The organism is Pantoea sp. UBA5923, from assembly GCF_002431095.1.
Taxonomy (GTDB): domain Bacteria; phylum Pseudomonadota; class Gammaproteobacteria; order Enterobacterales; family Enterobacteriaceae; genus Pantoea; species Pantoea piersonii.
On record NZ_DJDN01000071.1, the window covers coordinates 30,456 to 43,131 of the forward strand.

Sequence of the window (12,676 nt, forward strand, 5' to 3'; positions counted from 1 at the left end):
GCGCGGCCCCATCGACTACGGGATTAGATGCATGAAAAGAAGAGAAGTCTTGCAGACCGCAGCCTCCTCCATTGTTGCCGCACTCTCCGTCAGTGCGTTTTCCAGCCATGCGGCAAAAAACAGCGGCGTCGCTCTGAAAACGGTAGACCCGTCGGCAGTGCCGAATGGCGACGTGCCGATTCTGACGCCGGAAAACCTCTACGCCATGCCGCCGCAGTTCTGGCAGAACTTTGAAGGCCAGCTCTGGATCGGCAAAGCGGGCAGCGACGCCAGCCAGGCCGGTAACCAGATCCCGGTCTTTCTGCGCGACGCCAGCGGCAAGCTGGCGCAAATTACCCAGCCGATTGCGCTCAATAAGGGCAGTTTCGCGCGCTTTGTCCAGGGTAACGCCGCGCTGATCGCCGATCCGACGCACTCAATGACGGTGAAGGATAACGACGGTAATACGCTGTTTAACATGCCCGACGTCAGCCGACCGGGCCAGGCCGCGTTCAGCCAGCGTCTGGCGCAGCCGGACGGCTATCAGCTGATAGGCGAAATCGCCTCGGTTGAGGAGCTCCGTAAAACCCGCCCGCTGTTTGAAGGGGCGAAGATCAAGCTGAAAAGCTGGCATGAAGGACTGGAAGTGGGCGGCGGCGAGTTTATCGGCAGCTTCCAGACGGGTCGCGATGACGGCGGCGTCAACTTTGCCGGTGAAGGCTTTTCCTGGCGTCGTGTGGTGGAAGATTTTAACCGGCTTTCGCTGTTTGACTTCGGCGCCATCGCCGACGGCAAAACCGATGCCGCGCCCGCCATCAAGGCGATGTATCAGTGGTCGGAACAGGCGGATCAGCCGATCTGCGTGCAGTTTCCCGCGGGCACTTTTTTTGTCTCCGCCATCGATTTCTCGCAGCAGGGGCGCCGCTTTTTCCGCCTCTCTGGCGCGATGGTAAACTTCGGCTACTTCCCCGCAACCACCATCGTCTCTGACGGCCAGTCCGACTTCGTCTTTAAGGTCGACGCGCGCTGGGTCGAGCTTTCCAACCTGATCTTCAACGGCAACACTGATAAGCGCCCCAATACTCAGGGTTTTTTCAGTAACAAATGCGAAGGCGGACAGTTCTTCCGCGGCGCCTGCCTGCGCTTCAGCCGGGTCGGCGGCGTGTCGCTAAGCCTGCAGGATACGCTGGACTGTAAAATCGACCAGTGGTACGCCTCGCGCTGCACCGGCGACGTTATCAAATCGGGCTGGTCAGGCCGCAAACAGGGCGCCTGGGACCACAGCACCGCCATCGAGCTCTCTAACTTTAACGCGCAAAACTGTCGCGGCGCCAAAGTGCTGAACCTGCCGCGCTGCGGCCAGTCGATTATTCATAACGGCTGGATCGAACACTGCGACTACCCGGGCGATATCTCTAACGGCCAGTGGATCGTCGACGCCCTGAGCATTGAAGATTGTAAAAATCCGCTGATCGCCCATAACTCACGCCTGAATATGCGCCAGACCAGCCTGCAGTCCGGCAGCTGGATCGACAACTCCGCGCAGGGCGAGCGCCTGCTCAGCGCCTGGGAGATGGGATCGACGCGGGTCGAGTCCTACGGCATCGCCACCGACGGCAGCCTGAAGTACAACTATCTCACCTCGCGCTGGCGGCTGGTGAACAACAGCAACCAGCAGACCTGGTTTGATCTGGGCACGCTCTATTCGCCCGACGTCGGCGACAGCTGGGAGATCGAAATCTTCGGCCAGGCCGACTTCAGCAACGGCAGCACCAGCCAGCCGCTGATGAACCCGCTGAAAGACCGCACCACCGGCGGCCGCGCGGTGATCCACGTGCAGCGCAAAAAGAGCGGGGCGGAAGCGAGCTGGTCGGCGGAGGGCAGCTCGCCGGTGCTGGAGGTGCGCTACCTTGCGCCGCACGACACCGACGCGCGTATTTTCGTCAAGCTGGCGGGCTGGACGCCGTCCGCCGTGGTGCTGATAAAAAGCACCGCCCGCGATCGCTTCGCCACCGGCCGCTGCGCGCGCGTCGACGCGCGTATGGTGCAAGGCACGCCGCCGTCCGGCAACAAGGCCGCGCCGCAGCGCTTTAGCCTGCACAACGGTAAAGCGGGCATCGGCGGCAATGAGCAGGGCGATCTGCTGCTGGCGTCGCGCGCGCTCAGCGCCGAGCAGGTCGATACCAGCCAGCCGAAAGGCTTTATCTCAATGGTGATTAACGGTGAACAGTGCGCCGTACCCTATTTCGCCTTGAAAGATTAGTTTGACGTACCGCGCCCAGGGAAGGGCGCGAGCAGCATCCTCTGGAGCTTTTTTACATTGCATATTGGTTATTTTTTTAAACACAGAGTTTACTTTTGCCCGTCAGGACAGGGCGGCTTGTTTACCCGGCGCATCGCAGACCTAAAGGTCGGGGAAAAATTAAAAAGAAATTTCTCGGAGTTTTTAATGAAAATTTTACTGGTGGGTAACCATACGTGTGGGAATCGCGGGGATGGCGCGATTCTCCGCGGGCTGATCGATTCGATACATGCCGCCCGCAGTGACATAGAGATTGATGTGATCAGCCGTTATCCAACGAGCTCTGGTTATTTGCTCCAGCAAGAGATTCAGCAGGATTCGCTGTTTCTGCACAACAGTAAGCCAGCTAAAGGATTGATTGGAACGGTAAAGCGCAAGGTCGCCAACCGGCTGATGCCGAACATTATGATGGCGCATCTGGGAAAAGGCGGCCTGTTTAAATCCTTCGCCGTACCGGCGCATCTGGAAGCCTTTACCGACAGCCTGAAGCAGTACGACGCCATTATTCAGGTCGGCGGCTCGTTCTTCGTCGATCTCTACGGCGTGACGCAGTTCGATCATGCGCTCTGCGCCCTGATGGCGAAGAAGCCTCTCTATTTGATCGGCCACTCGGTCGGCCCCTTTCAAAATCCACGCGTAAACACGCTGGCGAACTTCGTCTTTGACCGGGTTGACAGCCTGGTGCTGCGCGAATCGGTCAGTCTCGATCTGATGAAAAAGGATGGCGTCACCACGCGCAAGGTCGCGCCGGGCGTCGATACCGCCTTTCTGGTGCGCGCGCGCAGCGTCGAAAAGCCGAGCCACAACCTGCTGCACTGGCAAAATATTATCAGCAGCCGCAAAACTATCGCGATTACCGTGCGCGAACTGGCGCCGTTCGATAAGCGTCTTGGCGTGACGCAGAAAGAGTATGAAGCCGCTTTTGGCCGCGTTATCAACGCGATGATCGCCGAAGGTTATCAGGTGGTCGCCTTCTCGACCTGCACCGGCATCGACAGCTACGCCAAAGATGACCGCATGGTGGCGTTGACGCTGCGCGACAGCATCGAGCGCCCGGAGCATTACCATGTCATTATGGATGAGTTTAACGACCTGGAGCTGGGCATCCTGCTGAGCCACTGCTACCTCACCATCGGCACGCGCCTGCACTCCGCCATTATTTCAATGAACTTCGGCACGCCTGCCGTCGCTATCAACTATGAACACAAGTCGATGGGCGTAATGAATCAGCTCGGCCTGCCGCAGATGGCGACCGACGTGCAGAGCCTGATGGACGGCTCGTTGATCGATAAAGTCAAAGACGTGCTGGCGAATTATGACGCCATTAAACAGCAGGTCGATACGGCGGTTGCGCACGAGCGCGAAGTCGGTAACCGGATCACAGAAGAGATCCTCAACGTATTGGGGTAATGCTATGAAACTCACTTTTTTCACCATGCGTTTCCCGGTCGCCTCTGAGACCTTCGTGCTGAACCAGGTGACCCATTTTATTGACGCTGGCTATGACGTAGAGATCATCTCGGTATTTCCCGGCGATCTGGTGAACCGTCATGCGGCCTTTGACGAATATCAGCTGGCGGCGCGCACGCACTATCTGCTGCCGGAAGAGAAAGTCTCAAATATCGACAAGCTCAACCAGCGCCTGAAGCTGGTGCTGCCGAAAGTGGCGAAGCCCGCGCTGATCCGCTCGCTTAACGTACGCCGCTACGGCGCGCAGTCCAGCAAGCTGCTGCTGCCCTCTATCGTGGCGAATACCCGCCAGCCCTATACCGCCGACGTGTTCCTCGTTCACTTCGGCTACGCGGGCGCGCTGGCGAATAAGCTGCGTGAGCTGGGCGTGCTGATCGGCAAGCAGGCGACGGTGTTTCACGGCGCGGATATTTCACGCCGCCATATTCTGGAAGAGCACAAGCAGGATTACGTCAATCTGTTCGAACAGAGCGAGCTGCTGCTGCCGATCAGTCATCTCTGGGAGCGCAAGCTGATTGAGATGGGCTGCCCGCCGGAGAAGATCCACGTTACGCGCATGGGCATCGAGCCGGAGAAGTTTAACTTCAAGCCGCGCAAGGCGTTTCACTCGCCGCTGCGCATCGTCTCCGTGGCGCGTCTCACTGAGAAGAAGGGCCTCGACGTTGCGGTGAAGGCCAGCGAGCTGCTGAAACAGCGCGGCGGTCAGTTTGAGTTCACCATTATCGGCAACGGCGATCAGGATGCGATGATGCGCGAGCATATCGCCAACGCCGGACTGGAAGATTGCGTCAGCATGCCGGGCTTTAAGCCGCAGGAGGAGATCCGCGCCGCCCTCAGCGAAGCAGATATCTTCCTGCTGCCCTCCAAAACCGCCGCCGATGGCGATATGGAAGGAATACCGGTGGCGCTGATGGAGGCGATGGCGGTGGGCTTGCCGGTGGTTTCTACCTTCCACAGCGGCATTCCTGAGCTGATTGAGAACAACGTTTCAGGCTGGCTGGTGCCGGAAGATGACGCCGAGGCGCTGGCCGATACGCTGTTCAGGCTGTCGCAGGGCGATATCGACGTGGCGCCAGTAGTGGCGGCGGCGCGGCATAAGGTCGAAACAGAGTTCAACCAGCATATCGCCTATGGAGAACTGGCGCGGCTGCTGGAGCAGCTGGCGTGAGCGGACTGAAAAAACAGGCGGTATGGCTGTTTGGCAGTACCTGTTTCGCCGCGCTGCTGCAGGTACTGCAGCTCAGCGTGCTGGCGCGCAAGCTGGAAGCGCACGAGCTGGGGCTGCTGGCGATTATCAACGCCATTCTGGCGGTCGCCACCGTGTTGCAGGATATGGGGATGAGCAGCTATCTCGTGCATCGTCAGGAGATCACCCGGCGCGAGCAGAGCACCATTTACTGGGTTAACGTTTCGCTGAGCCTGGTGACCGGCTTGATCCTGCTCGGCATCGCGTATCCGGTCGCCTGGTTCTACCATCTGCCGGAGCTGGTGGGGCTGATTATGCTGACCAGCCTCAACTTCCTCGTGCTGGGTCACCTGTCGCAGTATCAGGCGCACTACATCAAAACCAAACGTATGGTGTTGCTCGCCAAAATCGAGATGGCTACCAAACTGTTTGCTTTTGCCTGTACCGTGGCGATGCTCTGCTTTACATCGCTGACGGTGGCGGCGGCGATCCTTGGGCTGTTTATCAATGCCTTCACCCGCATTATCTGCATGATTGCCTTCGGCGAAAAGGCGTGGCGGCCCACCTGGGAATTTGATAAAGCCACCTTTATCAGCGCGGTGCGTTACGGCATCTATCAGCTTGGCTCGCAGACCATCAACCAGCTGCGCACTCAGGCGGACGCTCTGATCGTCGGTAAGGTTATGGGCGCAGAGATGCTCGGCATCTATTCGCTGGCAAAAGAGCTGATCCTTCAGCCGCTCAAGCTGGTATCACCGGTGATTAACCGCCTGGCGCTGCCGCGCTTCGCGGAGAAACAGCAGGATCCCGAGCAGCTCAAAAAGCTGTTCCTGAAGGGCACCTTCGTTATCATGCTCTTCAGCAGCGCAATGTACCTCGCTATCGGGATTCTCTCGCCGGTGATTGTGCGCGTGCTGTACGGCGCGTCTCACGAGCAGGTTTACCATCTGATCCCGCTGATGTTGCTGTTTGGCATGCTGCGTCCGATGGGCGGACTGACCGGCGCTATTTCGCAGGCGAACGGCCGCACCAACGTCGAGTTCTACTGGAATATCGTGGCGAGTCTGGTGGTGCTGGCGGTGCTGGCAACCACTTTTATCTGGCCAAACGTGCTCTACGTGGCGCTGACGCTCTCGATCTCGCAGGTATTAATCTCTGCCTTCGCGCATCCGTTCTTTATTAAGCCGGTTATCGGCATCCGCTTTATGCCCTATGCGCGACAGTGGGTGTCAGTGTCAGCGTTATTTATCGCGGTGATTGTGCTGGTGAATCATTTCAACCTGTTCATTATGCCGGAGTGGTTCGAACGCTGGCTCTAATCATTGGGTATTATCCAGGGCGGCCGCTGTGCCGCCCGATTCTTTTTTAGCCTGGCATTACGCGTTATCAGCAACCGACCCTGACGAGGGTTTTAGCGCGTAGGTTAGCGCTTGTCTTTACTCACTTTATGGCGTGTCTGAACAGTGGGAAAAAGATGAATTTCTAAGGGATGACAGGCATTTAGTATCGGATTTTCAGATAAAGATTATACTTGCTGTTCTGGCCGAGACTGCATAATCGACCACACGTATTCACTTCATGAAATGGAAAAAATATGACCAAGCTTAAAGCAGTAATCCCGGTTGCGGGTCTCGGTATGCATATGCTCCCGGCGACGAAAGCAATTCCAAAAGAGATGCTGCCTGTCGTTGATAAGCCGATGATTCAATATATCATTGATGAATGCGTTGCAGCGGGCATCAAAGAGATTGTGCTGGTCACTCATGCTTCCAAAAATGCGGTAGAAAACCACTTCGATACCACTTACGAGCTGGAAGCGCTGCTCGAGGCACGCGTTAAACGTCAGCTGCTGAGCGAAGTGCAGTCTATTTGCCCGCCGGGCGTGACCATTATGAACGTGCGTCAGGCGCAACCGCTGGGTCTGGGCCACTCTATCCTGTGCGCTCGCCCGATGATTGGCGACAACCCCTTTGTGGTTGTGCTGCCGGACGTGCTGCTGGACGACTCCACCGCCGACCACCTGCGCTACAACCTGGCCGCTATGGTGGCGCGCTTTGAAGAGACTGGCCATAGTCAGGTGCTGGCGCAGCATATGCCGACTTCCGATCTCAGAGAGTACTCGGTAATTACCACCGAGCAGCCGCTGGATAACCCAGGCGACGTCAGTACTATCACCAATTTCGTCGAGAAGCCGGAAGAGCCAGCGTCGCTTAACTCCGATCTGGCTGCGGTCGGCCGCTATGTACTTTCCGCTGACATTTGGGGCGAGCTTGAGCGCACCGAGCCGGGCGCATGGGGCCGTATTCAGCTGACCGACGCTATCGCCAGCCTGAGCCAGAAGAAACCTGTTGACGCCGCGCTGCTGACGGGTCGCAGCTTCGACTGTGGTCGTAAGCTTGGCTATATGCAGGCGTTTGTCTCTTACGGCCTGCGCAGCAACGGCATGGGACAGGAATTCCGCGCCGCTATCGAGAAAATTCTGGCAAAATAACTTTTTCTCACGTTTTGCCGCGCATCGACGCGGCAGCTTTGACAGGAGCACACATGGCTATTTTGGTAACGGGCGGGGCGGGATATATCGGCTCCCATACGGTGCTGGCGTTATTGCAGCGCGGCGACGACGTTGTAGTACTGGATAACCTGTGCAACGCCTCGCGCGAGGCAATCAATCGCGTCGAGAAGCTGGCCGGGAAAAAGGCGACCTTTGTTGAAGGCGATGTCCGCGACCGCGCCTGCCTGCGCGATCTTTTCGCCAGCAATGAAATCACGGCGGTTATCCATTTCGCCGCACTGAAGGCGGTAGGGGAGTCAACCCGCATGCCGCTGGAGTATTACGACAACAACGTCGCTGGCACTGTCGTGCTGCTGGAAGAGATGCGCGCCGCAGGCGTCTATAACTTTATCTTCAGCTCATCCGCCACCGTTTATGGCGCCGACGCGCCGGTTCCCTATGTAGAAACCACGCCGATCGGCGGCACCACCAGCCCTTACGGCACCTCCAAGCTGATGATTGAGTTCGTGATGCGCGACTTCGCCTTTGCCGAACCAAAATTCAAAGCCATTGCGCTGCGCTACTTTAACCCGGTCGGCGCGCATGAGTCTGGCGAGATCGGTGAAGACCCGACCGGCATTCCCAATAACCTGCTGCCCTATATCGCGCAGGTGGCGATTGGCCGTCTGCCGCAGCTCGGCGTATTCGGCGGCGATTACCCGACGCCGGACGGCACCTGTCAGCGCGACTACATTCACGTCGTCGACCTGGCGGAAGGGCACTTGAAAGCGCTGGATCATCTGCCGAAGGTAGAGGGTTACAAGGCTTACAATCTCGGCGCGGGCAAGGGCTACTCGGTGCTGGAGATGATCAAGGCATTTGAGGCAGCTTCTGGCAAGCAGATCCCTTATGAGATAAAACCGCGTCGCGATGGCGATCTGGCAGCCTTCTGGGCTGATGCGAGTCTGGCAGACAAAGAGCTGGACTGGCGCGTGTCGCGCGGAATCGAAGAGATGATGCGCGATACGTGGAACTGGCAGAGTAAGAACCCGGATGGTTTTCGCTGAATAATATCAATTCAATAACGAGCCTGGTCTAAGACCGGGCTTTTTTATTTGTATAAGTTATCAAACATAACGATTAAGTTAGTGAACAGGTTAGATGCCTACAATAAAAACAGATTAATTCACCTTAAACGATCAAAAAGCAGATTTATCTGATGCGAACTAGTATTTAAGCTTACAGTCTGACTCAACGTGAGATTGCTCTTTGAATGAATTTTGCCCAAGTGAAAGTTAAATGGTAATACTTAAATTTCAGATGGTTAAAAGGAGAATCACACAGCGGTTTTGTGGAGCCATGCAAGGCAGCGACTGACCATAGAAACCTGTGTTAATTTGCTACTACACAAGGTACTATTTACGGTTGTGAATTATCACCTGGTAAGTCCTGGGTGAATAGTATACGAAGTATAAAGGTTAGTAGTAATAATATATTTTCGCATATTGCATTGGCGCTTGCATGCCAAGGGCGGTAGCGTGGTCATTTTCTCTCTTTTTGGCTAATATTTAGCCATCGATGCTAGTATGACCTGTCAGTTAAGGGATCTGGCGGTGCCTTATTAAGCTTTGGCTTGTTCTATGTTCAACTGAGCTTTTCAGTTCAAACCGAATCAGCCAGTAGCTTGCTTTAAACACATGGTGTAAACAATATTCAGTTCTATCCTGCAGCTAAGCGTTTGAGTTGCTTCTGAATGGGCGCAGGTATGGGTGTCGTAAAGGATGAATGGAAAACTATGAAGATTTTAGTAACGGGTGGCGCGGGCTTTATTGGATCGGCAGTTGTCAGGCACATCATCAATGAAACTCAGGATGAAGTCATTAATGTGGATAAGCTGACTTATGCTGGCAATCTCGAATCATTAAAAGAGGTAGCAGACAGCTCGCGCTATCAGTTCCGACAGGCAGATATCTGCGATACTGCGACGATTTCAGCCATTCTGAATGAGTTTCAGCCCGATGTTGTTATGCATCTTGCAGCGGAAAGCCATGTTGACCGCTCAATCACTGGGCCAGCAGAATTCGTCCAAACCAATGTTGTTGGCACTTATAGCCTGCTAGAAGCAAGTCGCCAATATTGGTCTGGGCTTGATGAACAGCGCAAACAAGCGTTTCGTTTTCATCATATCTCTACTGATGAAGTCTATGGCGATCTGCCGCATCCAGATGAAATGAGTGGTGAGCTGCCTCTCTTCACGGAAACTACGCCATACGCACCCAGCAGCCCATACTCTTCCACCAAAGCAGCCAGTGACCATCTGGTACGTGCCTGGGGAAGAACCTATAAATTGCCGGTTATCATTACAAACTGTTCTAACAATTACGGTCCGTATCATTTTCCAGAGAAGCTGATTCCTTTAATTATCAGCAACGCCCTGGAAGGCAAACCTCTTCCGATTTATGGAAAAGGCGATCAAATTCGTGACTGGCTCTATGTTGAAGACCATGCTCGCGCACTCTATATCGTCGTAACTCAGGCTCAGCCGGGTACGACTTATAACATCGGTGGTCACAACGAAAAGAAAAACATTGATGTGGTTTACAAGGTGTGTGAATTACTTGATGAATTGATGCCGAAGCCTGAAAAATATCAGCAACAGATCACTTATGTAGCTGACCGACCAGGCCATGACCGCCGTTATGCTATCGACTCAAGTAGAATTCAGCGTGAGCTGGGTTGGAAGCCTGCGGAAACTTTTGAAACGGGTCTACGTAAAACGGTCGAGTGGTATCTTTCTAATGCTGACTGGGTAAACAATGTCAAAAGTGGCGCTTATCAAAACTGGATCGAACAAAACTACGAGAAGCGCGATTGATGAATATTTTATTGTTTGGCAAAAATGGTCAGGTAGGCTGGGAATTACAACGTGCGCTCGCGCCATTAGGTAATGTGATAGCTCTTGATTCGCGTTCCACTCGCTACTGTGGCAATTTCAATGACCCGGAGGGTGTAGCAGAAACGGTCAGAGCCATTAATCCGCAAATTATTGTCAATGCAGCCGCTTATACAGCTGTTGATAAAGCTGAAAGTGAACAAGAAAGCGCTAAATGCATCAATACATTAGCGGTTAGTGAAATCGCTAAAGCAGCAGAAGAAGTTGGTGCATGGTTTATCCATTACTCAACAGACTACGTGTTTAATGGTCAGGGCATCATGGCCTGGAGAGAAGAGGATGCAACAGGCCCATTGAGTGTTTATGGTCAGACTAAGTTAGAAGGTGAAAAAGCAATTCAACGTTATTGCGCGCGTCACCTGATATTTCGGACTAGCTGGGTTTACGCGGCAAAAGGTAATAACTTTGCTAAAACAATGATTAAACTGGCAAAAGAGCGCGATACTCTTTCTGTAATCAATGACCAATATGGTGCGCCAACAGGTGCAGATCTGATTGCTGATTGTACGGCGCATGCAATTAGAACAGCTATTGTGAATAACAACGTTGCAGGTATCTATCATTTAATTGCATCAGGCGAAACTACATGGCATGCCTATGCTACTAAAGTGATCAACATAGCCAGAGAAAAAGGCGTAGAATTAAAAGTCCAGACTATTAATCCGGTGCCTACTAGTTCGTTTCCTACACCAGCTAAACGACCAGAAAACTCCCGGCTTAATACAGAAAAATTCCGACGTACTTTCAATCTAACCTTACCAGAATGGCAAATGGGTGTTGAACGTATGTTAAATGAAATTCTCGAATAATAAAAAGCAAAGGGTAATGTTAAATTCCCCGAATTTAAGGTGATAATGTGAAAAAGAATAAAGGTATTATTCTCGCTGGCGGCTCAGGAACTCGCCTTTACCCGGTAACAATGGCTGTAAGTAAGCAACTCCTACCGGTGTATGATAAACCGATGATTTATTACCCGCTTAGTACACTTATGCTGGCAGGTATTCGAGAAATTTTGATTATTAGCACGCCACAAGATACGCCAAGATTTGAGGCCTTGCTGGGCAATGGGTCGCAGTGGGGACTGGATATACAGTATAAAATTCAGAAAAGCCCTGACGGGCTGGCCCAGGCATTTATAATTGGCGAAGAGTTTATTGGCGAGGATCCGGTTGCACTTATTCTCGGCGACAATATCTTCTATGGTCACGACCTTTATAAGCAGTTAGAAGAAACGTGTCAGAAAAGTAAAGGAGCTACAGTATTTGCCTATCATGTTCATGACCCAGAACGTTACGGAGTCGTTGAGTTTGATGAATTAGGCAAAGCAATCTCATTAGTAGAAAAGCCGAAAGAGCCACGCAGCAGCTATGCTGTTACAGGTCTCTACTTCTATGATAATCAAGTAGTTGAAATGGCAAAAAACCTTAAACCCTCACCGCGTGGCGAGTTGGAGATTACCGATATCAATAACCTCTACTTGCAAAAAGGTGAGCTCTCGGTCTCAATAATGGGGCGTGGTCACGCTTGGCTTGATACTGGCACTCATCAAAGTCTAATTGAAGCAAATAATTTTATTCAAACTATCGAAACGCGGCAAGGATTAAAAGTAGCTTGTCCTGAAGAAATTAGCTACCGATTAGGATTCATTGACGCCGAGCAACTAAAAAAATTAGCGCAACCTTATTTGAATAATGAGTATGGCAAGTATCTCATGTCAATTTACGATGGAAAACTAAAATGATTGTCGTTAATACTAGCATACCAGACGTAAAAATAATCGAGCCTACTGTGTTTGGGGATGAACGAGGCTTTTTTATGGAAACTTGGTCACATGAAAAGTTTAATAAATTAGTTTGCTCTCGTAAGTTTGTCCAGGATAACCATTCAAAATCGTCAAAAAATATTCTGCGCGGCCTACATTATCAAACTGTAAATACACAAGGAAAACTTGTGCGCGTAGTTGATGGCGAGGTTTATGATGTTGCAGTAGATATGCGTGAATCGTCCCCTACCTTTGGGCAATGGGTAGGTGTATACCTTTCAGCTGACAACAAAAAACAATTATGGATTCCTGAAGGATTTGCTCATGGGTTTTATGTGACTAGCGAATCTGCAGAGTTCGTTTATAAATGTACAAACTATTATACTCCAGAACATGAGCATTCAATAATATGGGATGATAAACAGCTGAATATCAAGTGGCCATTCAATAAAGATAATCCTCCAGTTGTTTCTGCTAAAGATAGTTGCGGGAAAGCGTTCAAAGATGCTGTTTATCTATAAATCAACATTTAC

Annotated in this window: 10 protein-coding genes; all 10 read left to right on the forward strand. The window is 52.6% G+C overall.

All coding sequences use genetic code 11. The annotated features are described in order from the left end of the window. Positions 1 to 31 precede the first annotated feature (31 nt). The 10 genes from B3797_RS16780 (at position 32) to rfbC (ending at position 12,664) form a co-directional block, all read left to right on the forward strand. On the forward strand, positions 32 to 2,242 hold the full coding sequence (locus B3797_RS16780) for a phage tailspike protein (RefSeq protein WP_311791644.1): 2,211 nt from the start codon (positions 32 to 34) through the stop codon (positions 2,240 to 2,242). 186 nt (positions 2,243 to 2,428) lie between these two features. Next, positions 2,429 to 3,691, forward strand: a complete 1,263-nt coding sequence (gene wcaK, locus B3797_RS16785) for a colanic acid biosynthesis pyruvyl transferase WcaK (RefSeq protein WP_311791645.1) — start codon at positions 2,429 to 2,431, stop codon at positions 3,689 to 3,691. A gap of 4 nt (positions 3,692 to 3,695) precedes the next feature. Then, positions 3,696 to 4,919 carry a glycosyltransferase gene (locus B3797_RS16790; RefSeq protein ID WP_311782582.1) on the forward strand — a complete coding sequence of 408 codons (1,224 nt, stop codon included), beginning with the start codon at positions 3,696 to 3,698 and terminating at the stop codon, positions 4,917 to 4,919. Beyond that, positions 4,916 to 6,256 carry a lipopolysaccharide biosynthesis protein gene (locus B3797_RS16795; RefSeq protein ID WP_311791646.1) on the forward strand — a complete coding sequence of 447 codons (1,341 nt, stop codon included), beginning with the start codon at positions 4,916 to 4,918 and terminating at the stop codon, positions 6,254 to 6,256. Before B3797_RS16790 ends, B3797_RS16795 begins: the two co-directional genes overlap by 4 nt. Before the next feature lie 275 nt (positions 6,257 to 6,531). Next, positions 6,532 to 7,428 carry a UTP--glucose-1-phosphate uridylyltransferase GalF gene (galF, locus tag B3797_RS16800; protein WP_311791647.1) on the forward strand — a complete coding sequence of 299 codons (897 nt, stop codon included), beginning with the start codon at positions 6,532 to 6,534 and terminating at the stop codon, positions 7,426 to 7,428. 53 nt (positions 7,429 to 7,481) lie between these two features. After that, positions 7,482 to 8,495, forward strand: a complete 1,014-nt coding sequence (gene galE / locus B3797_RS16805; RefSeq protein WP_311791648.1) for a UDP-glucose 4-epimerase GalE — start codon at positions 7,482 to 7,484, stop codon at positions 8,493 to 8,495. Between the two features lie 728 nt (positions 8,496 to 9,223). Continuing rightward, positions 9,224 to 10,303, forward strand: a complete 1,080-nt coding sequence (rfbB, locus tag B3797_RS16810; protein WP_311791649.1) for a dTDP-glucose 4,6-dehydratase — start codon at positions 9,224 to 9,226, stop codon at positions 10,301 to 10,303. Next, on the forward strand, positions 10,303 to 11,190 hold the full coding sequence (rfbD, locus tag B3797_RS16815; protein WP_311791650.1) for a dTDP-4-dehydrorhamnose reductase: 888 nt from the start codon (positions 10,303 to 10,305) through the stop codon (positions 11,188 to 11,190). The genes rfbB and rfbD overlap by 1 nt, the downstream gene beginning before the upstream one ends. A 47-nt stretch (positions 11,191 to 11,237) precedes the next feature. Then, positions 11,238 to 12,122, forward strand: coding sequence for a glucose-1-phosphate thymidylyltransferase RfbA (gene rfbA / locus B3797_RS16820; RefSeq protein WP_311791651.1), 885 nt, complete (start codon positions 11,238 to 11,240; stop codon positions 12,120 to 12,122). Continuing rightward, complete coding sequence (rfbC, locus tag B3797_RS16825; RefSeq protein ID WP_311791652.1) at positions 12,119 to 12,664, forward strand: dTDP-4-dehydrorhamnose 3,5-epimerase; 546 nt, start codon at positions 12,119 to 12,121, stop codon at positions 12,662 to 12,664. The genes rfbA and rfbC overlap by 4 nt, the downstream gene beginning before the upstream one ends. The last annotated feature ends 12 nt before the right edge of the window (positions 12,665 to 12,676 follow it).

Excerpts from the sequence above, each read along its gene's own strand:
- B3797_RS16780 (WP_311791644.1), top strand. The coding sequence starts at position 32 with ATGAAAAGAAGAGAAGTCTTGCAGACCGCAGCCTCCTCCATTGTTGCC.
- rfbC (WP_311791652.1), top strand. The coding sequence starts at position 12,119 with ATGATTGTCGTTAATACTAGCATACCAGACGTAAAAATAATCGAGCCT.
- wcaK (WP_311791645.1), top strand. The coding sequence starts at position 2,429 with ATGAAAATTTTACTGGTGGGTAACCATACGTGTGGGAATCGCGGGGAT.
- B3797_RS16790 (WP_311782582.1), top strand. The coding sequence starts at position 3,696 with ATGAAACTCACTTTTTTCACCATGCGTTTCCCGGTCGCCTCTGAGACC.
- galE (WP_311791648.1), top strand. The coding sequence starts at position 7,482 with ATGGCTATTTTGGTAACGGGCGGGGCGGGATATATCGGCTCCCATACG.
- rfbB (WP_311791649.1), top strand. The coding sequence starts at position 9,224 with ATGAAGATTTTAGTAACGGGTGGCGCGGGCTTTATTGGATCGGCAGTT.
- galF (WP_311791647.1), top strand. The coding sequence starts at position 6,532 with ATGACCAAGCTTAAAGCAGTAATCCCGGTTGCGGGTCTCGGTATGCAT.
- rfbD (WP_311791650.1), top strand. The coding sequence starts at position 10,303 with ATGAATATTTTATTGTTTGGCAAAAATGGTCAGGTAGGCTGGGAATTA.